This window comes from Angustibacter peucedani (assembly GCF_054779595.1).
The window spans coordinates 1-18,673 of record NZ_BAAGXY010000015.1; the positions used below are offsets into that span (position 1 = coordinate 1).

At 74.1% G+C, this 18,673-nt stretch carries 21 protein-coding genes; 13 read left to right on the plus strand and 8 right to left on the minus strand.

Features of this window, described 5'->3' with window-relative positions; genetic code table 11:
* Nucleotides 1–399: HNH endonuclease signature motif containing protein (locus ACYVJ4_RS04155; RefSeq protein ID WP_460458851.1), on the plus strand; the 399-nt coding region annotated here is incomplete at its 5' end.
* Between the two features lie 5 nt (nucleotides 400–404).
* On the opposite strand, the gene ACYVJ4_RS04160 is transcribed toward ACYVJ4_RS04155, so the two are convergent.
* The 5 genes from ACYVJ4_RS04160 to ACYVJ4_RS04180 are packed head-to-tail and all read right to left on the minus strand — an operon-like array spanning nucleotide 405 to nucleotide 4,691.
* Nucleotides 405–821 (minus strand): hypothetical protein, encoded by a 417-nt coding sequence (locus ACYVJ4_RS04160; protein ID WP_460458852.1) that lies wholly within the window; start codon nucleotides 819–821, stop codon nucleotides 405–407.
* Nucleotides 818–1,435 (minus strand): hypothetical protein, encoded by a 618-nt coding sequence (locus ACYVJ4_RS04165; protein WP_460458853.1) that lies wholly within the window; start codon nucleotides 1,433–1,435, stop codon nucleotides 818–820. Before ACYVJ4_RS04165 ends, ACYVJ4_RS04160 begins: the two co-directional genes overlap by 4 nt.
* Nucleotides 1,423–2,709, minus strand: coding sequence for a hypothetical protein (locus ACYVJ4_RS04170; RefSeq protein WP_460458854.1), 1,287 nt, complete (start codon nucleotides 2,707–2,709; stop codon nucleotides 1,423–1,425). Before ACYVJ4_RS04170 ends, ACYVJ4_RS04165 begins: the two co-directional genes overlap by 13 nt.
* On the minus strand, nucleotides 2,702–3,091 hold the full coding sequence (locus ACYVJ4_RS04175; protein WP_460458855.1) for a DUF192 domain-containing protein: 390 nt from the start codon (nucleotides 3,089–3,091) through the stop codon (nucleotides 2,702–2,704). Before ACYVJ4_RS04175 ends, ACYVJ4_RS04170 begins: the two co-directional genes overlap by 8 nt.
* A 1-nt stretch (nucleotide 3,092) precedes the next feature.
* Nucleotides 3,093–4,691, minus strand: a complete 1,599-nt coding sequence (locus ACYVJ4_RS04180) for an OmpA family protein (RefSeq protein WP_460458856.1) — start codon at nucleotides 4,689–4,691, stop codon at nucleotides 3,093–3,095.
* A gap of 276 nt (nucleotides 4,692–4,967) precedes the next feature.
* On the opposite strand from ACYVJ4_RS04180, the gene ACYVJ4_RS04185 reads away from it, so the two are divergent.
* The 12 genes from ACYVJ4_RS04185 to ACYVJ4_RS04240 all read left to right on the plus strand — a co-directional run bounded on the left by ACYVJ4_RS04185 (nucleotide 4,968) and on the right by ACYVJ4_RS04240 (nucleotide 15,954).
* The gene (locus ACYVJ4_RS04185; protein WP_460458857.1) at nucleotides 4,968–5,843 is read left to right on the plus strand and encodes a hypothetical protein; all 876 of its coding nucleotides are present in this window, start codon (nucleotides 4,968–4,970) and stop codon (nucleotides 5,841–5,843) included.
* Between the two features lie 26 nt (nucleotides 5,844–5,869).
* Nucleotides 5,870–6,649, plus strand: a complete 780-nt coding sequence (gene cpaB, locus ACYVJ4_RS04190; protein WP_460458877.1) for a Flp pilus assembly protein CpaB — start codon at nucleotides 5,870–5,872, stop codon at nucleotides 6,647–6,649.
* Entirely contained in the window at nucleotides 6,649–8,205 is a 1,557-nt protein-coding gene (locus ACYVJ4_RS04195) for an AAA family ATPase (protein WP_460458858.1), read from the plus strand. The genes cpaB and ACYVJ4_RS04195 overlap by 1 nt, the downstream gene beginning before the upstream one ends.
* Nucleotides 8,202–8,600, plus strand: coding sequence for a hypothetical protein (locus ACYVJ4_RS04200; protein WP_460458859.1), 399 nt, complete (start codon nucleotides 8,202–8,204; stop codon nucleotides 8,598–8,600). The genes ACYVJ4_RS04195 and ACYVJ4_RS04200 overlap by 4 nt, the downstream gene beginning before the upstream one ends.
* A 1-nt stretch (nucleotide 8,601) precedes the next feature.
* Nucleotides 8,602–9,951, plus strand: a complete 1,350-nt coding sequence (locus ACYVJ4_RS04205; protein WP_460458860.1) for a CpaF family protein — start codon at nucleotides 8,602–8,604, stop codon at nucleotides 9,949–9,951.
* Entirely contained in the window at nucleotides 9,951–10,880 is a 930-nt protein-coding gene (locus tag ACYVJ4_RS04210) for a type II secretion system F family protein (RefSeq protein ID WP_460458861.1), read from the plus strand. Before ACYVJ4_RS04205 ends, ACYVJ4_RS04210 begins: the two co-directional genes overlap by 1 nt.
* The gene (locus ACYVJ4_RS04215; RefSeq protein ID WP_460458862.1) at nucleotides 10,880–11,785 is read left to right on the plus strand and encodes a type II secretion system F family protein; all 906 of its coding nucleotides are present in this window, start codon (nucleotides 10,880–10,882) and stop codon (nucleotides 11,783–11,785) included. The genes ACYVJ4_RS04210 and ACYVJ4_RS04215 overlap by 1 nt, the downstream gene beginning before the upstream one ends.
* 8 nt (nucleotides 11,786–11,793) lie before the next feature.
* On the plus strand, nucleotides 11,794–13,011 hold the full coding sequence (locus ACYVJ4_RS04220; protein WP_460458863.1) for a sensor histidine kinase: 1,218 nt from the start codon (nucleotides 11,794–11,796) through the stop codon (nucleotides 13,009–13,011).
* Nucleotides 13,008–13,724 (plus strand): response regulator transcription factor, encoded by a 717-nt coding sequence (locus ACYVJ4_RS04225; protein ID WP_460458864.1) that lies wholly within the window; start codon nucleotides 13,008–13,010, stop codon nucleotides 13,722–13,724. The genes ACYVJ4_RS04220 and ACYVJ4_RS04225 overlap by 4 nt, the downstream gene beginning before the upstream one ends.
* 169 nt (nucleotides 13,725–13,893) lie before the next feature.
* The gene (locus ACYVJ4_RS04230) at nucleotides 13,894–14,103 is read left to right on the plus strand and encodes a hypothetical protein (RefSeq protein ID WP_460458865.1); all 210 of its coding nucleotides are present in this window, start codon (nucleotides 13,894–13,896) and stop codon (nucleotides 14,101–14,103) included.
* A gap of 33 nt (nucleotides 14,104–14,136) precedes the next feature.
* Nucleotides 14,137–14,739, plus strand: coding sequence for a hypothetical protein (locus tag ACYVJ4_RS04235; RefSeq protein WP_460458866.1), 603 nt, complete (start codon nucleotides 14,137–14,139; stop codon nucleotides 14,737–14,739).
* Between the two features lie 45 nt (nucleotides 14,740–14,784).
* The gene (locus tag ACYVJ4_RS04240) at nucleotides 14,785–15,954 is read left to right on the plus strand and encodes a CapA family protein (protein ID WP_460458867.1); all 1,170 of its coding nucleotides are present in this window, start codon (nucleotides 14,785–14,787) and stop codon (nucleotides 15,952–15,954) included.
* A gap of 3 nt (nucleotides 15,955–15,957) precedes the next feature.
* On the opposite strand, the gene guaA is transcribed toward ACYVJ4_RS04240, so the two are convergent.
* Genes guaA through ACYVJ4_RS04255 form a run of 3 tightly spaced genes read right to left on the minus strand, consistent with a single transcriptional unit; the run spans nucleotide 15,958 to nucleotide 18,655 of the window.
* Entirely contained in the window at nucleotides 15,958–17,547 is a 1,590-nt protein-coding gene (gene guaA / locus ACYVJ4_RS04245) for a glutamine-hydrolyzing GMP synthase (protein ID WP_460458868.1), read from the minus strand.
* Entirely contained in the window at nucleotides 17,544–17,879 is a 336-nt protein-coding gene (locus ACYVJ4_RS04250; protein ID WP_460458869.1) for a DUF3817 domain-containing protein, read from the minus strand. Before ACYVJ4_RS04250 ends, guaA begins: the two co-directional genes overlap by 4 nt.
* Complete coding sequence (locus tag ACYVJ4_RS04255; RefSeq protein ID WP_460458870.1) at nucleotides 17,876–18,655, minus strand: SURF1 family protein; 780 nt, start codon at nucleotides 18,653–18,655, stop codon at nucleotides 17,876–17,878. The genes ACYVJ4_RS04250 and ACYVJ4_RS04255 overlap by 4 nt, the downstream gene beginning before the upstream one ends.
* Between the last annotated feature and the right edge of the window lie 18 nt (nucleotides 18,656–18,673).

Sequence of the window (18,673 nt, forward strand, 5' to 3'; positions counted from 1 at the left end):
ATGGTGCCGGTGCTGTTCGACACCGTCGGCAACCCGCTCGACGTCGGACGCACCCAGTACCCCTTCCCCGCCAAGCAGCGCCTCGCAATCGCCCTCAGGGACCAGCACTGCACCTTCCCCGGCTGCACCGCACCACCCGCCTGGTGCGACGTCCACCACACCACCCCGTTCTCCCGAGGCGGGAAGACGTCCGTGTCCACCGGGACGCTGCTCTGCGGGCGGCACCACCGCCACGTCCACGCCACCGGGATGACGGCCCGCCTCGTCGACGGCCACATCACCTGGTCCACCGACCCACCAGACCACCCACCACACCCAGCCCCACCAGCAGCACCGAGCAGAGCCACCGCAGCGGTCGACGACCTCGTCCGACGCTTCCTCGCGCGGCTGCGCCGGTGACCGCGTCAGGCGGGGTGACGGCCCCATCGCGCCGACAACGCCCCGACCGCGAGGGCGAGCAGGAACAGCCCGAGGTCGGCCAGCAGGTCGAGCAGCTCGTCCGACGTGCCCCCGAGCGAGACGACCCCGACCAGCGACACCAGCCCGGGGAAGACCAGCCAGCCGAGCAGGCCGCCGACCACCACGCAGCCCAGCACCAGCAGGGCATCTCCGCCCTGCACCCAGGTGCGTCGGGTGGCGGCGCGACCGGCCAGCACCCGGACGGCGAACCCGGCCACGAGGGTCACCCGGCGGGCCGCGCCGGCCCCGAACAGGTCGACCAGGGTGGGCGCCACGAGCGCGGCGAGGGTGAAGACCACCAGGGTCAACCCGGCCGACACCAGCAGGACCCGGATCACCGTCGGCCGGTGCAGCAGCCTCATGACGACGGCTCCGACACCGTGATCGAGGCCAGGAAGTCCTGCACCACCTGGTCGGTCAGGAACGCGGCCGGGCCGCCGAGGGAGAGGCCGTACTGCTCACGTCCGTCGAGCTGCACGACGACCTCGAGCTGCCGGCTGGCCAGCGGCTTCTTGACCGCGCGCAACCGTTGCCCGAAGGTCCACTCGACGGCCGCCGCACCGGCACTCCCCGGCACCGGCACCGTGCGCAGCGGTCGAGACGGCTGCACGCCCAGCTCGGCCGAGCGCGAGCGCGTCACGAGGGCGCCCCGCACCGCGAGCGGCCCGACGGCGCCGTTCTCGAGGTACACGACCGCCGCCGGCGCCACCGCGAGCTTGCGGTCGTCGGTCTTGGTCCACTGCGCCGCCGCCACCGTCAGGCCCGCACCCGACGGCACCGGCTCGAACCCCGGCGGCAGCGCGAACGACAGCGCGCCCTGCTGCTGCGTCGTCCAGCCCTCGGGGGCCGTCGGCAGGGCCGCGCGGACGGACGACGTGGCCGGGCGCGAGGCCGCGAACGCCACCCCGGCCACCCCCAGCGGCAGCACCAGCGCGGCCGCCACCGCCACGACCGACCGCCGCCTCACTGCGAGCACCCCGGCAGCTTGGTCAGACGGCTGGCGGGCACGGCGAAGTCCTCGCTGTAGCCGGCGTCCAGGGTGGTGGTGCCCCCGGTGGTGCGTGACGTCGTCCGCACCACCACGCCGTCGCTCCCGATCCGGGCGACCAGCGCCTGCACCGCCCGCGCCGCCCGGCCGGCGTCCACGACGACCAGACCGGTGCGCGGCAGCCGGGTCAGCGGCGCGGGGCGCACCGCGTTCAGCGAGCCCGACGCCAGGAACACGGCGTCGAACGCGCGCCGGTTGGACTCGCCCCGCAGGTCGAGCACGACGCTCTGGAAGGTGCGCACGCCCCGGTCGCGGTCGAGCGCCGCCTGCTGCGCGCCCGGTCCGCGGCTCTCGCCCTGCTCGCGCAACGGCAGCACGTCGGCCGCGAGGAAGTCGCCGTCGACCGTCTGCCCGGCCTCGCCGCTCACGACCAGCCGCACCGGACGCCCGGCGGCATCGGTCTGCACCGCGTAGCTCGGGTCCGCCACGAAACCGAGGCGGGTGGCCAGCGAGCCGTCGATCTCGTCCTGGTTGCGCGCCAACGACAACGAGCCGGACGTCGTCGCGCGGCCGCTCGCGTCGAGCAGCAGCCGCGGTCGCTGCCCGGCGGTGTCGGCGTCCGCGAGCGCCGGTCCGGACACGCCGAGGTAGGCACCGGCCGCGGTCGCCTGCGCCGGCACGTCGAGGCCAACCGCGTCAGGGGCCGCGACCGAGTCGGGGTCGGTGAAGCCGAGCACCTGCACGACCTGGCGCACGCCCTCGTGCAGCCCGGTGCCGTGCGGTCCAGCCGCGGCGACTACCACCGGCTCGTCGACCCGGTGGTAGTGGTCGAGCCACGCGTCGGCGTCGTCGTGCCGCCGGAACCGGTAGACGGCCTCGAGCTCGTCGTCGGCACCGGCGAGCGACCCGCCGGGCCGCTGCTCGACGTCCAGCCGTTGTGCCGCAAGGGTTCCGAGTCCGGTGCCGGAGCGCTCGGGGTCCGGTCGCTCGAGCCGGACGACGGCCGAGCCGTCGAGCAGCTTGTCGACCTCGACCGAGCCGTCGGCCGACCGGGTCGAGCTCAGCACGGTCAGGCCCGAGGCGATGCCGGAGTCACGCGACAGCACGGTGCACTTCACCGGCGCGGGCCGGTAGCCGCAGCTGCCGCCGGTGGCCGTGCAGACCCGCACCCGCAGCCCCTCGGCCATCCCGGGCGACAGCGGCAGCACGAGCAGCGACACCGCCACCAGCCCGACCAGCGTGAACCAGGCCCACCTACGCACGCACGACCCCCAGCCGCACCCCGGGCCGCAGACCGGCCGCCGTCAGGGCGCCGGGCGCGGCCTCGAGCACCGCCACCGCGCGACGGCGCGGCCGGTGCATGCGCCAGCGCGGCAGGTCCGTGACCTCGAGCACCTCGAGGTCCGAGTCGAGGTAGGCGACCTCGAGGTCGACCCGCATCCCGATCGAGTGCACCGAGCTGCACGGGTGCAGCAGCAGCGCGGTGGTGGGGGCGGTGTGCGCGCCGAGCAGCCCCACGGTGCGCTGGCGCAGCGAGGCGGCGACCTCGACGTCGAGGCCGGCGGGCACGCCGTCGACGGTCAGCGGCACCGGCGAACCCAGCCCGTCGACCTGCTCGCGGGCCTGCGGCGACAGGCGTCCCATCTCAGCTCAGCGGGACGTCGACGACCTGGCCGACGCCCGGCACGCGCAGGGTCACCTTGGTGGTGCTGGCCGCCGGCGCCGGGAAGACCGCCCACAGCGACATCGGGTCGGGGTACAGCGCCCCCGAGCCCATGTCCTCGGTGCACAGGCAGATCCCGCTGCCGGCGTCGAGCGGCGGCGACACGCGCTTCTGCTGCGCGTCGACCAGGCGCAGCGGCGTCATCGTGGCGTTCGACGCGACGGGGTTCTCGTCGAGCAGCCCGGAGTTCGCGCCCCAGGGCGCCTTGCTGCCGACCGAGGTGAAGTCGAAGCGCACCCACAGGTCCTCGCCGACGCGCTGCGCGCGGGTGACGTCCAGCCGCGCCTTGCCGTTGGCGCTCAGCACCGACGCGAGCGAGCCGGTCACCTTCGGCGACGCGGTGGTCTTCTTGGCGACCGCCATCTTGGGCAGCGGCTTGGGCACGTCGATGGCCACCGCGTCGCCCCCGCGCGCACGGGGGAAGACGAAGCTGACGCGGCGGTTGCGCTGCTGGTTCTCCGGGATGGCGTCGCCGTCCTTCGCGCGGTTCGGCACGATCGGCTGGGTCTCGCCCTTGCCCGACGCCTTCACCGTGATCCCGGCCCGGCTGAGCGCCGGCTTCAGCGCCCTGGCCACGGCCGACGCCCGGCGCTCGGACAGCTTCTGGTTGTAGGAGTTCGAGCCCTGGTCGTCGGTGTGGCCCACGACCTGCACGGCCTTGCCCCGCGCCGCCTTCACGAGCTGCGGCGCTGCCTTGCTCAAGATCCGCTTGGCGGCGCTCGTCAACGTCGAGGAGTCGAACGCGAACAGCACGTCGGACGGCACGGACACGTCGGCGTTCTGGCCCACCTGCGCGTCCTCAGCGCCGCCGAAGGTCTGCACCGTGCGCCGCACCTGGCGCACCACCGGAGCCGCGGCGCCGGCGCCGACCTCGGCGGGCGGAGCGTTCTCGACCCACTCGACGAGGTCCTCGGGCAGCGTCAGCGCGGGGGCGTCGTCCGTGATCGGCAGGTCCTGCATCGGCGGCGTGGCCTGGCCCATCAGCAAGGTGGCGGTGGTGCCGGTCGGCGCCGGGAAGTCGGCCCAGTACAGCGACTGGCGGTCCGACAGCGTCGAGCGGCCGGTGTTCTGGCTGCACAGGCACGTGCCGTCCTCGGCCCGCAGCGGCTCGGCCAGCGTGCCGCCGGCGGGGTCGTAGAGCCGCAGCCCGATCTCGTACTGGAACTCCAGCGGGTGGCGCAGCGAGCGCATGCGGTCGCCGCTGGCGGCGTCGCCCTCGACCGGGCGGTCCCACGCGACCACGACCCGGACGGCGGACCCGACCTTGGAGACCTGCAGCACCTCGGCGCGCGCCGTGCGGGGCTCGCCCTGGCTGCTGTCGAGGACGTCCTGCTGCGCGACCGGCGCCGGCAGCACGTTCAGGCGCTGGAAGCCGTCGACCGGCACGATCGCCGGCGCCTGGCTCGTGGTGGACGACGACGACCCCGACGACCCGCTGCTGGCCGTGCCGGACGACGACGGGTCCTTGCCGTCGTCCCCGCTGCAGGCGGTGACCACCAGGGCCACGAGGACGCACCCCACGAGCAAAACGGTGGGCGGTCGGCGGCGTGGCATGTCGGGCTCCCCGGATCTCGACGGCTGCAGGGCCGATGCGGTGCGTCACCACATCTCACCACCAGGTGACCGTTCTCGGCTAGTTGGGTGGAACGGTCCGGTTGGTGACTTTCCGTATCCGATCATGACGGCTAATGTCCCTTTTGGCTACCCTCCGTTGGGACAAGACCCCTTTCGGGAGTAGTGTCGTTTCTGTCACACTTCGACGGAATCGTGGCCAGAGTCATGACGGGGAGAGCACTCATGACCACTGCACAGGGACGAGTCCGCCTGCTCGGATCTCGTGAGGTCGGCGGCGTCATCGGCGTCGACGACGTGGCCGGGCTGGTCGACCAGCTGCGCCCGCACGCCGCGCGCGAGGACGCGCTGCTGGTGGTGGCCGCAGCGGCGGAGGCCGACGCGGTCCGTCACACGCTGTCGCTGGCGCGGGCCGGGGCGCCCGGCGCCACCGGCGTCGTGCACGCCAGCACGCTGCCGCCGCTCGCCCGCCGCGGGCTGGTCGAGGTGCTGGGCTCGATGCAGGGCTCGTTCACCGCCGGCCAGCTGCTCGTGGTCTGCGAGGCGCTCGAGCGCACCATGACCGCCGGCGCCGCCGTCACCTCGGTGGCGCGCCTGGCCGATCCCGGCCCGAGCATGGCCCAGCACGTCCAGTCCTGGTGGCCGTCCAGCCGCTTCGTCGTCCTGACCCACCCGCACCGCGTCATCGTGCCGGTCACGGGCGTCGACACCGCGGCCGTGCGGCTGCCCGAGGTCGACGTCCCGATGCACTTCGCGTGCACGGGCGGTGACGACGCCACCGCCGCGGTGGTCGACGACCTCGCCCGCCGGCTCACCGGCCAGCCGGCCACCGTCGTCGAGGCGCCGGCCGAGTCGCGCGCCCGCTGGGCGAGCCGGCACTTCACCGAGTTCTCCGCCCTGCCGCAAGACCTGTCGGTGCTGGTGCGCACCGCGCTCGACGCCGCCACCGAGTGCCGCTCCTGCGGCGCCCCGGTGGCCTGGACGTCGTGCCGGTTCTGCCACGCGGCAGCCCCCCTCGAGACCACCGCCGCCACGGCGACCGCGCCGGCGGCCCAGGCCGCCACGACCGCAGCCCTCGCGGGCGAGCAGGGAGCAGCATGAACCCCAGACAACGACGAGGGCTCGTGATGCTCGTGCTCGCGGTCGTCGGCGCCGGCGCCGTCTTCATCGGCGTGGCGTCCTACGTCGCCCAGGTCAACGCCGAGGTCGGGCCGCGCACCACGGTGTACGTCGCCGCCAAGAACATCCCGCCGTTCGCGGCGATCACGCCGGACGACGTCACGCAGCGCGAGATCCCGACCAAGTACGTCACCGACACCACGGTCACCAAGGACTCCGAGTTCCTGGGCCAGAAGGCGCTGACGACCATCAAGTCGGGCAGCTACCTCAGCAGCGAGATGCTCACCTCGAGCTCCTCGCTCGCCGACGGCATGCGCGAGGTGTCGATCAACTTCGACGCCGCCGACGGCATCAACGGCCGCGTCCGCCCCGGTGACCGCGTCGACGTCGTCGCCGCCTTCGCCGCCCGGCAGAGCAACAAGAACCAGGTCGACCAGAGCGTGCGCAAGGCCGAGCTGCCCTACAACATCGCCGGCATCGTCGTCAGCCAGGCGCTCGTCGTCAGCGTCGGCGAGCGCACCCCCACCGGCATCGACGTCGGCGCCGCCACCGACGGCAACGCCAACCCCAAGGAGGTCGTGCCGGTCACCTTCGCGCTGAGCGTCGCCGACTCCACGAAGCTGGCGTACGCCGAGGCCTTCAGCGTCAAGATGCGGCTGATGCGCTCGGGCAACAACGAGACCGGCAAGGCGTACAAGCCGTCCGACCGCGCGTTCAGCGACCTCGGGCTCAACCCGTTGCTCTCGACCGGCCCGTCCGCGTCCTCCTCGGCCTCCGGGGGCAAGTGATGAGCTACCGCGTCGTCATCGCCGCACCCAGCACCGAGCTGGCCGCCGACCTGGCCGAGACCGTCGCCGCCGCCGGCGCTCAGACAGTGGGCACCGTGACGTCCGAGACCGACCTGCGCGAGCAGCTGCCGGTGCTCGACCCCGACGTCGTGCTGGTGCGCGAGGACCTGTCGCCCGGTGCCGTCTGGTCGCTGGTGCGCGAGACCGTCGTCGGCAACCCCTACCTCGCGGTCGTGGTGGCCAGCCAGACCGGCTCGGCCGAGACGCTCTCGCTCGCCATGGACGCCGGCGCGCGGGCCGTCGTGTCGCTGCCGCTGCAGGTCGAGGACGTAGCCGGCAAGATCATGTCCGCCGGCGGCTGGGCCCAGACCATGCGGCGCGTCATCGGCGGCGAGCGCGAGGCGGCCACCGGCGCCTCCGGGATGCTCGTCGTCCTGGTCGGCGCGAAGGGCGGCGTGGGCACCACCACGATCGCCACGCACCTCGCCCTGGCCAGCGCGCGCAACGACCCGACCCGGCGGGTCTGCCTGGTCGACCTCGACGTCTCCAAGGGCGACGTGCCGCTGTACCTCGACGCGCAGCACCGCCGCACGATCCTCGACCTCGCGCCCGTCGCGCACGACCTCAGCCCGCGCGCCATCGCCGACGCGCTGTACCAGCACCCGTCCGGCCTGTCGGTGCTGCTCGCCCCGCTCGAGGGCGAGTACGCCGAGCGGCTCACCGGCCTGCAGGTCTCCACGATCCTGTCCGGCCTGCGCCAGCGTCACGACGTCGTCGTCGTCGACGCCGGCGCCGTCATCACCGAGTCCTCGGCAGCCGCGGTCGAGCAGGCCGACGAGGTCATCGTGGTCGCGACCCCCGACGTCCCGTCGCTGCGCGGCACCCGCCGCGTCGTCGAGATGTGGGAGCGGCTCGCGCTGCGCAAGGAGGAGGCCGTGCGCTGCATCATCAACCGCGCCGACCGGCGGACCGACATCCAGCCCGACACCGCGGCGAAGATCGCCGGGGTCGAGGTCGTGCAGACCCGGCTGCCCGCCGCGTTCCGCGCGCTGGAGGCCGCCAACAACCAGCGTGACCCCGAGCTCGCCCACGGCGCCTGGAAGCAGCGCGTCGACGAGCTCGCGGCCGAGCTGCGGATCAGCACGCCGCGACCGCTGAGCAACCGCGCCGCCCGCGACGACGCCCGTCGACGGCGCAGCCGCGCGGTCGCCACGGCGCCGGACGCCGGCCAGGGCACGATCGAGCTGGTCGGCCTGATGCCGTTGCTGCTGCTGACGATCCTGTTCGCCTGGCAGGCCGTGCTCACGGGCGTCTCGGCCCACATGGCCTCCAACAGCGCGCGCGAGGCGGCTCGCGCCGCCGCCGTCGGCGGGGACGTCGACGCGGCGGCCCGGCGGGCGGTGCCCGGCTGGCTCGAGGACGGCATCACCGTCTCGCGCAGCGGCGGCACGCACGTGAAGGTCTCGATCAAGACGCCGATCCTCATGCCCGGCGCCAAGCCGATGGGGATGACCGTCACCGCCGAGGGCGGCTCGGTGAGCGAGGTCGGGCCGTGAGCCGGCTGCGGCTGGGTCGGCTGCGGCAGCTGCGCCGGGTCCGGCAGTCCGGCGACGGCGGCTGGCTGTCGATCGAGTTCGTCGGCATGTCGTTCCTGTTCGTGTTCACCGTCATGCTGGCGCTGCAGGTGGTCTGCTTCACCTACTCGATCGCCCAGGTGAACGGCGCGGCCCGGGCCGCGGCGCGCGCGGCGACGCTCGGCCAGTCGGCCAGCGCCGCCGCCGAGGACGCCGTCAGCCCGTCGCTGCACCCGGTGACCACCGCGGTGCCCGGCGCGCCGAACGGCCAGAAGTGGGCCGTGACGGTGTCGGTGCCGAAGGTCATCCCGCGCATGCCGCAGTGGACGATCACCCGCACGGCGAGCATGCCGTCGACCGAGCCGTTCGGGGGCTGACGTGGGGCTGCTGGACCGGCTCACCACCGCCGCGAGCGAGCAGAGCGACGCGGGTGACGCCGACGCGCACGCGCAGACCGTCGCCCGCTACCGCGGCCTGCTGCTGCACGAGATCGACCTCGGCGAGCTGAGCAAGCTCGACGCCAGCCAGCGCCGGCTGCGCCTCGAGCGCGTCATGGGCCACCTGCTCAGCCGCGAGGGCCCGATCCTGTCGAGCGGCGAGCGCCAGGCGATCATCCGCCGCGTCGTCGACGAGGCGCTCGGCCTGGGCATCCTCGAGCCGCTGCTGGCCGACCCGAGCGTCACTGAGATCATGGTCAACGGCCACGACACGATCTTCGTGGAGCGGGCCGGCGTCCTGCAGCGCCTCGACGCGCACTTCGCGAACGAGGACCAGCTCATGCAGACCATCGACCGCATCGTCGCGGGCGTGAACCGCCGCGTCGACGAGTCGAGCCCGATGGTCGACGCCCGCCTCGCCACCGGCGAGCGCGTCAACGTCATCGTGCCGCCCCTGGCGCTCGACGGCCCGATGCTCACCATCCGCCGCTTCCCCCGCGCCTACTCGCTGGCCGAGCTGGTCGACAAGGGCGCGATGGACGAGCCCACCGCCATGCTGCTCGGCGGCTTCGTGCGCGCCCGCTGCAACGTCATCGTCAGCGGCGGTACCGGCACCGGCAAGACCACGATGCTCAACGCGCTGTCGGGCTTCATCCCCGGCCACGAGCGCATCATCACCATCGAGGACGCCGCCGAGCTCCAGCTGCAGCAGGAGCACGTGATCCGCCTCGAGTCGCGCCCGCCGAACATCGAGGGCAAGGGCCAGGTCGCCATCCGCGACCTGGTGCGCAACTCGCTGCGCATGCGCCCCGACCGCATCATCGTCGGCGAGGTCCGCGGCGGCGAGACCCTCGACATGCTGCAGGCCATGAACACCGGCCACGAGGGCTCGATGGCCACCGTGCACGCGAACTCCAGCGACGACGCCATGATGCGTCTGGAGACCCTGGCCAGCATGAGCGAGATCAAGATCCCGTTCGAGGCCGTGCGCGACCAGATCAACAACGCGGTGGACGTCGTCGTCCAGCTGTCGCGCAACGCCGATGGCTCGCGCCGGGTCAGCGAGGTCACGGCCGTCGCCTCCCGGCGCCGCGAGGACTTCGCGCTCGCCACCATCTGCCGGTTCGACCCGCTGCCGCTCGAGGCCGACCGCGTCGTCCGCGGCGGGTTCAGCCACCACCCGCTGCCGCCCGAGCTGGCCGAGCGGATGATGCTGGCCGGCGAGCCGCTGCCGCCCGAGTTCCGCGCCGCGCTCCGCCGGGACGAGCTGCTGATCCGCCGGGCCAGCTGATGCGCCCGCTGTTCGCGCTCGGGCTGCTGGCCGTCGTCCTGCTGGTCGCGGTCCTGGGCATCTGGTCGTTCGCGCGGGGCGCGGCCGAGAAGCGCTCGCTGGTCGGCGCCAACGAGCGCTACGGCCGCACCGGCCTGCGCGGGGTGCTCGCGGGGGCGCCGAACCGCGCGGTGCGGCGCACCCGCTGGGGTCACCGGCTCGAGAACCGGCTGGCCGGTGCCAAGCTCGAGCAGATCGCGCCGGTCGAGGCCGTGCTCATCGCCGTCATCACCTTCCTGCTCGTGACGTTCCTGTGCTCGCGGCTCATCTCGCTGTGGGTCGCGGTGCTGATCGGCGCGTTCTCGCTGCTCGGCCTGCGCAAGATCCTCAGCTGGCGCGAGGAGCGGCAGCGCATGGCGTTCGTCGCGCAGATGCCCGAGCTCGCCCGCGTGCTGTCGAACGCCACCAGCGCCGGCCTGTCGATCCGGACGGCGATCGAGATGGCCGGCGGCGAGCTGGCCGAGCCGGCGCGCACCGAGCTGCAGCGCGTCGCCCGCTCGATGTCGGTCGGCACCTCGCTCGAGGACGCGCTGGCGCAGATGGAGCAGCGGCTGCCGGGCCGCGAGCTCGGCGTCCTGGTGGGCACGCTGGTGATCTCCAGCCGGTCCGGCGGCTCGCTGATCGGCGCGCTGCGCGACATCGCCCGCACGCTCGAGGACCGCAAGGAGCTCAAGCGCGAGGTGCGCACCCTGCTGACCCAGGCCACCTACACCGGCTACCTCGTGGTGGCGATGGGCATCGGCCTGCTGTTCCTCATCAACGGCATCCAGCCCGGCCTGCTGCGCACCCTCACCAGCACGATCCTGGGCATCGGCGGCCTGGTGTTCGCCACGCTCTGCTTCGGCCTGGGCCTGCTCGTCATCTCGCGGATGACCAGGATCGAGTCCTGATGGCGGTCCTCGGGAACCCGGTCGTCATGGCGGCGCTGGCGGCGCTGTGCGCCTTCTGCGCGGTCGGCGGCTACGCCCGGCTGCGCAGCGACCCGTTGCAGGCGCTGGAGGTCGAGGACCTCGCGCTGGTGCGCGGGCGCAAGGGGATCGAGCGCTCCGGCGGCCCGCTCGGGGCGCTCGGCCGGGCGCTGTCGCGGCCGCTGGCGCAGGCGATGGGCCAGTCCCGCCTCGAGAAGCTGAACCGCCGGATCGAGCTCGCCGGCCGGCCGGACGGCGTCACCGTGCAGTCCCACCTGGAGCGCAAGGCGCGGCTGCTGTTCATCTTCGGCACCAGCGCCCTGGTGCTCGGCCTGAAGGGCAAGTGGCCGGTCGCCGTCCTGGTGGTCGTCGTGGCCTGGGCGCTGCCCGAGCTCACGCTGCGCTCGCAGCGGCAGGCGCGCCAGCGCCGCATCGACAGCGACCTGCCGGACTTCCTCGACGTCCTCGCCGTCACCGTCAGCGCCGGCCTGTCGTTCCGCGCGGCGCTCGAGCGCGTGTCGAGCCGGTACGTGGGCCCGCTGTCGGACGAGATCACGCACACGCTGCGCGAGATGGACGTCGGCGAGGCCCGGCGCACCGCGTTCGAGCGGCTGCGCACGCGCAACGACTCCGAGGCGCTCAACCAGTTCGTCGTCGCGCTGCTGCAGGCCGAGGAGCTCGGCACGCCGCTGACCGAGGCCCTCGACCAGATCGCGCTCGAGATGCGCCGCTCCACCGCGCAGCGGGCGCGCCAGCAGGCCGCCCGCACCTCACCTCGTGTCGCGCTCGTCGTCACGCTCGTCATGGTGCCCGGCGCCCTGGTGCTGCTCGTCGTGTCGATCCTGCTGTCGTCCGGTCTCGACCTGGGGGTGCTGACCAACTCATGAGCGAGACGATGACGACCGCGCCCGCGCGCGCCCTGGTGCTGCTGCGGATCCTGACCCTCTACCCGGTGGCGCTCGCCTGGGCCTCCAGCCGACCCGACCGCGTCGAGCTGGTGCTGGCGGTCGTGCTGGTGGTCGGCACGGCGCTGCTGGCCCTGCGCTGGGACCGCGTGGTGCCCGTCGTCCGCCGCCACCCCGGCCTGGCCGCCGTCGACGTCGCGGTCAGCCTGGTCGTGCTGTCGCAGACCGGTGCGGGCTCGCCGTTCGTGGCCTACACGATGACGACCGCCGTGCTGGTCGGCCTGTTCTTCAGCCGGCTCGGCGCCGTGCTGCTCACCGCCCTGCTCGGCGCGGGGTACCTGCTGATCGCCCGGCACGACGCCGGTGACCGTCCGGTCGTCGGGCTGCTCGGCGTCCCGGCGGCGTTCGTGGTGCTGGCGTGCGCCGGTGCGGCGTTCCGCGGGTTGCACGACCGGCTGGCCGCCGCCGTCCAGGCGTCGGTGGCGGCCGAGCGCTCGGCCGCGACGGCCCGCGAGCGCACCCGGCTCGCCCGCGATCTGCACGACGGCGTCAGCTCGACGCTGCAGGGCGTGGTGCTGCAGTCGATGGCGGTCGAGCGCGTGGCCGCCACCAGCGACGACCCCAAGGTGGCCGAGCTCGCCGCCGACCTGCAGACCGCCGTCCGCTCGGCGCTCGCGCAGTCGCGCGAGGTGCTCACCGGGCTGCGCCGCGAGGACGACAGCGCGCCGCTGGTGCAGGCCGTCGCCGACCGCGCGCACCGCTGGGCCGAGCGCACCGGGGTGCCCGTCGACTTCACCGCCACCGGCGTCGCGGACGTCGACGCGTCGTCCCGCATCGCCGCGCTGCGGGTGCTCGACGAGGCGCTCGAGAACGTCGAGCGGCACGCCGGGGCCGCGCGGGTGCAGGTGGCGCTGACCGGCGACGACCGCAGCGTGCGGCTCGTCGTCGAGGACGACGGCACCGGCATGGCCGCCGACCGGCCCGGCGTCCGCGACGGGCACTACGGCGTGCTGGGCATGACCGAGCGCGCGGGCGTGGCCGGCGGACGCCTGACGTTCGAGCCCGCGACGCCGGACGCCGACCGGCCCGGCACGCGCGTGCGGCTCGAGCTGCCCCGCACGCCCTGCCCGCGCGAGGACACCGCCGCGACGGCGGTCGACGTCCGCGAGCCGGCCACCGACGGACCGAGGGTGGAGGCGACCGCATGAGCGAGGGGGCGACCGTGGAGCAGGGGCCCGGCGAGGGACCGGAGGAGGTCGCCACCGGCGTCCTGCGCCTGGTGATCGCCGACGACAACCCGGTGGTGCGCGCCGGCATGACGAACCTGCTGGCCACCGTGCCCGGCCTGGACGTCGTCGGGTCGGCGGCCGACGGCCGCGAGGCGCTCGCGATGGTCGAGCGGCTGCGGCCCGACCTCGCGCTGCTCGACGTGCGGATGCCGCAGGTCGACGGCATCGCCGTGGCGCAGTCGATCGCGGCCACCGTGCCGGTGCTGATGCTCACCCACTCCGACGAGCCCGAGGTGATCGCCGCGGCCCTCGCGGCCGGCGCCCGCGGCTACGTCGTCCACAGCGAGTTCGACGTCGACGAGATCGTCTCGGCGGTGCGCACGGTCGCGGCGGGCGGCGTGCACCTGTCGCCGGCCGCCGGGGCGATCCTGGCCGACGCCGCGGCCCAGCGGCTCGCCTCCGGGCCCGGCGCGGCCCCGCCCACCGCCGAGGCCGCGCTCGAGGACCCCTGGGGCCTGTCGGTGCGCGAGCACGAGGTCATGGACCTCATCGCGCAGGGCCTGACCAACGGGCAGATCGCGCGCGAGTGCTTCTTGTCGGAGAAGACCGTCAAGAACCACGTCAACCGCATCTTCGCCAAGCTCATGGTCACCTCGCGGGCCGAGGCCGTCAGCAAGTGGCTGCGCCGCTGAGCCGCGACCGGGCCCGGGACTGGGCCCAGGTTGGGCCCGGGACTGGGCCCCCGTGCCCTGGGTGCCCGACGCGCTGACCGGCAGAGTTCATCACGTCGCCACCACGGTCATCCGGCCGAGGGGCCGAGACCGAAGAACGACACCGAAGCTCACCGAAGGGAACACGATCATGGCTCTTCTCCACCGCATCGCCGCCGAGGGTCAGACCCGCCTGCACGTCGTCCGCGAGAACCGCGAGCAGGGCCAGGGCACCCTGGAGTACGTCGGCATCGCCGTCCTCATCGGCATCATCGTGGCCGCCCTGCTGGCCGCCAACTTCCAGACCAAGCTGACCGACGCGGTCTCCAAGGTCATCGACAAGATCACCGCGGGCAACTGACGTCGTCGCAGACGACCTCACGCTGACCAGACGGTGACGACGTTGCGACGCGACGGCGACGAGGGGCAGATCACGCTGCCCCTCGTCGCCGTCGTGCTCGCGCTGTTCGCCGTCGCGATCGGCGTGACGGCGTTCGGCGAGGCGTCCGACCGGCGCGGTGGCGCCCAGAAGGGCACCGACGCGGCAGCGCTCGGGGCTGCCGTGGCGGCCCGCGACGCGGCGATCCTGCTGGTGCCGACACCCGCCGGCTTCGCCGCGCTGGAGTCTGGCGCCGAGGAGCTCGTCCTGGCCGGCCAGCCGCAGGCGGTCGGCTGCGCGGCGGCCTACGGCTGGGCGGCCGAGAACCGCGACGCCGTCACCGAGTGCGAGTACCAGGGTGGCGGTCGCATCCACACCAAGACCGCGACGCGGCCGAGCGACCCGCGCGGCCTCGTCGGCGAGGCGGAGGCCACCGCCGACATGAACCTCCCGACCTGCGTGATGGTGCGGGTCGAGACCCAGGCCGGCGAGACCGAGACCGTCACGTGCACCGGCCGTGGCGGCGTCGGCACCGTCGTGTACCAGAACGGCATCTTCGTCTCGATGTCGCCGAAGCAGTCCTGGCAGAGCGCCTTCCACGTCCGCCTCGTCGAGTAGCGCGCTCCCCCTCCTGACCTGGCGACGCGTGCCAGACTCCGCGGCATGAGCGCTCGCCGGGTCGCGGTCGCCGCCGCAGCCGCACTGCTGGCCTCGCTGCCCGCGCTGGCCGCCTGCCAGGACGGCGCGCCGCCGGCCCCCGCGGCGAGCTCCACCCCCAGCACCCACCCGGCCGGCACTCCGTCGTCCGCGCCGTCGAGCAGCCCGTCGGCGCCGTCGTCCCGGCCGCGCACGCTCACGATCGTGATGACCGGCGACGTGCTGCTGCACCCGCCGCTGTGGGCGCAAGCCCGCGCCGACGCCCGGGCCGAGGGCAGCCGCGCGGCGTTCGACTTCCGGCCGCTGCTGCGCGGCCAGCGCGACCTCGTCCGCGGCGCCGACCTGGCGCTGTGCCACCTCGAGACGCCGCTGGCGCGCGAGGGCGGTCCGTACCGCGGCTACCCCAGCTTCACCGTCCCGCCGCAGATCGCGCCCGCGCTGGTGTGGGCTGGGTACGACGCGTGCACCACCGCCAGCAACCACACCCTGGACGACGGCACCGCCGGCGTCGACCGCACGCTGGCGACGCTCGACCGGGCGGGGTTGCGGCACGCCGGTTCGGCCCGCAGCGCGGACGAGGCGTCGCGGCCGCTGCTGCTCGACGTCCACGGCACGACGGTCGCGCTGCTCGCCTACGCCTACGGGCTCAACGGGGTGCGGCCGCCGTCCGACCAGCCGTGGCGGGTGCGGCTGATCGACCCCGAGCGGATCCTCGCCGACGCGCACCGCGCCCGCGCGGCCGGGGCCGACGTCGTCGTGGTGGCGCTGCACTGGGGCACCGAGTACGTGCACGACCCGACGCCGCAGCAGCGCGCGCTGGCCGAGCGGCTCACCGCCAGCCCCGATGTCGACCTGGTCTACGGCCACCACGCCCACGTCGTGCAGCCGGTGCAGAAGCTGCACGGCAGGTGGGTCGTCTACGGGCTGGGCAACACCGTGGCCGTGCACGCCGTGCGACGGGTCGACAACCGCGAGGGCCTGCTGGTGCGGGTGCAGCTGGTGCGCGGGTCCGACGGGCGCTGGCGCAGCGGGCGGCTGGACTGGGTGCCCTCGACCGTCGGCGACGCGGCGCCCTACCGCTGGCGCCCGCTCGACGGCGCCGGCGAGCGCCGGGTCGAGGGCTACGTCGACTCCCTGGGCGCGGCCGAGGACGGCGCCCACGAGCTCACGCCCTGAGGGTCACTCCCACTCGATGGTGCCCGGCGGCTTGCTCGTGACGTCGAGCACCACCCGGTTGACCTCGGCCACCTCGTTGGTGATCCGGGTCGAGATCTTGGCCAGGACGTCGTAGGGCAGGCGGGTCCAGTCGGCGGTCATGGCGTCCTCGCTCGAGACCGGCCGCAGCACGACCGGGTGGCCGTACGAGCGCCCGTCGCCCTGCACGCCCACCGACCGGACGTCGGCGAGCAGCACCACGGGGCACTGCCAGATCGCGCGGTCGAGCTCGGCCAGCGTGAGCTCCTCGCGCACGATCGCGTCGGCCGCGCGCAGCACCTCGAGCCGCTCGGCCGTCACCTCGCCGACGATGCGGATGCCCAGGCCGGGCCCCGGGAACGGCTGGCGCATCACGATGCCGTCGGGCACGCCGAGCTCGGTGCCCACGGCGCGCACCTCGTCCTTGAAGAGCGTGCGCAGCGGCTCGACCAGCTCGAACTGCAGGTCGTCCGGCAGGCCGCCGACGTTGTGGTGGCTCTTGATGTTGGCCGCGCCCTCGCCCCCGCCGGACTCGACGACGTCCGGGTAGAGCGTGCCCTGCACGAGGAACTTGACCGGGTGCCCGTCGGACGCGGCCTCGCCGACGACCTCGCGCGCCGCCTGCTCGAAGACCCGGATGAACTCGCGGCCGATCGCCTTGCGCTTGTCCTCCGGGTCGGTCAGCCCGGCGAGCGCGTCGAGGAACTGCTGGCTGGCGTCGACGACCTTGAGGTCGACGCCGGTCGCCTCGACGAAGTCGCGCTCGACCTGCTCGGCCTCACCGGCCCGCAGCAGCCCGTGGTCGACGAAGACGCAGGTCAGCTGGTCGCCGACCGCCTTCTGCACCAGGGCCGCGGCCACCGAGGAGTCCACGCCGCCCGACAGGCCGCAGATCACGTGGGCGTCGCCGATCTGCGCCCGCACCCGCTCGACGAGCTCCTCGGCCACGCCCTCCGTCGTCCAGGACTGCTCGAGCCCGGCGCCGCGGGTCAGGAAGTTCTCGATCACGCGCTGCCCGAAGGTCGAGTGCACGACCTCGGGGTGCCACTGCAGGCCGTAGAGCTTGCGGTCGTCGTCCTCGAAGGCCGCGACCGGCGTGCCCACGGTCTCGGCGGTGACCCGGAAGCCGTCCGGCGCCTGCTGCACGCTGTCGCCGTGGCTCATCCAGACCGACTGCTCGTCGGTCTGGCCGTAGAAGAGGGTGGAGTCCTGCGGCTGCACGCGGGCCGGCGTCCCGCCGTACTCGCGCTGGCCGGTGTGGGCGACCTCGCCGCCCAGCGCGCGGGCCATCGCCTGGAAGCCGTAGCAGATGCCGAGCACCGGCACGCCGGCCTCGAACAGCGCCGGGTCGACGGCCGGTGCGCCCTCGGCGTAGACGCTCGACGGGCCGCCCGACAGCACGATCGCGGCCGGCCGCTTCTCGAGCATCCGCTCGACCGACATCGTGTGCGGCACGATCTCGCTGTAGACGCTGGCCTCGCGCACGCGGCGGGCGATCAGCTGGGCGTACTGGGCGCCGAAGTCGACGACGAGGACGGGGCGCGACTCGAGGTCGGTCGCGTCGGTTTCAGTCACGCGGCCAGGGTATCGGCGCCCCGGCCGCCGACCTCGCGCGCCACCTTGCGCTCCATGAAGAAGGAGAAGAAGGGGACGACGCCCGCCAGCATCACGCCAACCATCTTCAGCAACGGCCAGCGGACCTTGAAGGCCAGGTCGGCCGTGGCCACCAGGTAGAGCATGTAGAGGACGCCGTGGATCGGGCTCCACCAGGCGAGCGCGTCGTTGTCGAAGCCGTAGTGCAGGACCACCTCGACGCACAGCAGCAGCAGGCCGAAGCCGACCACGAAGGCCATGACCTCGAACCGCTTGAGGGACGACCGCACGCGCGGGGTCAGGGGCTCGCTCACACCCCGACCTTCTCACGCTCGGCGGCGGCCTGGTCACGCTGGTCCTCGCGCACCATCTTCCACCAGAGCACGACCGCGAACCCGGCGAAGACCCACCACTGGACGGCGTACGCGGCGTTGCGCCAAGCCAGCCCCGACGGCTGCGGCTGGGGCGCCGGGACCCGCTCGGGCTGCGCGCCCGTCGTCGCGGCCGGTGACCCGTCGGACCCGAGCTCGGCGCCCACCACGACGAACCCGTTGTAGATGGGCGAGCCCCAGCGGTTGACGAGGTCGGCGGCGTCGAGGGCGGCCAAGCGGCCGTCGGGCAGCGGGGCCGCCTCGTCGTCCGGGGCGTCGTCGGGCTGCAGCACCCCGCGCACCTCGACCGGCCCGGACGGCGCGGCACCGGGGTCGGCGCGGACGTCGTCCGGCGTCGCGACCCACCCGCGGACGGCGGGCAGCCACCCCCCGCCCTCGGTGCGCAGCGCCCCGACCACCCACCAGCCGGGCACGCCGTGCTGCAGCCGTTCGGCCACGAGCACCTGCTGGTCGCGGTCGTAGGTGCCGCGGACGACGACGCGCCGGCCGTCCGCGGTGGTGGGGAACGGCTGCTGCACCGGCAGGACGTCGTCGAGCGGGGCGGGCGGGCGGGCGGCGAGCTCGCGGCGGGACTGCTCGGCGCCGCGGTCCTTGGCCACCCCGAGCTGCCAGGCGCCGAGCCAGCCGAAGCCGACGCAGACCAGCAGCACGACCCCCAGCAGCCCCAACCACCTGGGCTGCAACGCGGTCCGGAGCACGCCTCGACGGTACGCGAA

Bases quoted from the DNA above. Each gene is read 5' to 3' on its own strand.
- ACYVJ4_RS04175 (WP_460458855.1), bottom strand. From the start codon at position 3,091: ATGGGACGCCTGTCGCCGCAGGCCCGCGAGCAGGTCGACGGGCTGGGT.
- ACYVJ4_RS04185 (WP_460458857.1), top strand. From the start codon at position 4,968: ATGACCACTGCACAGGGACGAGTCCGCCTGCTCGGATCTCGTGAGGTC.
- cpaB (WP_460458877.1), top strand. From the start codon at position 5,870: ATGCTCGTGCTCGCGGTCGTCGGCGCCGGCGCCGTCTTCATCGGCGTG.
- ACYVJ4_RS04215 (WP_460458862.1), top strand. From the start codon at position 10,880: ATGGCGGTCCTCGGGAACCCGGTCGTCATGGCGGCGCTGGCGGCGCTG.
- ACYVJ4_RS04210 (WP_460458861.1), top strand. From the start codon at position 9,951: ATGCGCCCGCTGTTCGCGCTCGGGCTGCTGGCCGTCGTCCTGCTGGTC.
- ACYVJ4_RS04225 (WP_460458864.1), top strand. From the start codon at position 13,008: ATGAGCGAGGGGGCGACCGTGGAGCAGGGGCCCGGCGAGGGACCGGAG.
- ACYVJ4_RS04195 (WP_460458858.1), top strand. From the start codon at position 6,649: ATGAGCTACCGCGTCGTCATCGCCGCACCCAGCACCGAGCTGGCCGCC.
- ACYVJ4_RS04160 (WP_460458852.1), bottom strand. From the start codon at position 821: ATGAGGCTGCTGCACCGGCCGACGGTGATCCGGGTCCTGCTGGTGTCG.
- ACYVJ4_RS04230 (WP_460458865.1), top strand. From the start codon at position 13,894: ATGGCTCTTCTCCACCGCATCGCCGCCGAGGGTCAGACCCGCCTGCAC.
- ACYVJ4_RS04240 (WP_460458867.1), top strand. From the start codon at position 14,785: ATGAGCGCTCGCCGGGTCGCGGTCGCCGCCGCAGCCGCACTGCTGGCC.
- ACYVJ4_RS04220 (WP_460458863.1), top strand. From the start codon at position 11,794: ATGACGACCGCGCCCGCGCGCGCCCTGGTGCTGCTGCGGATCCTGACC.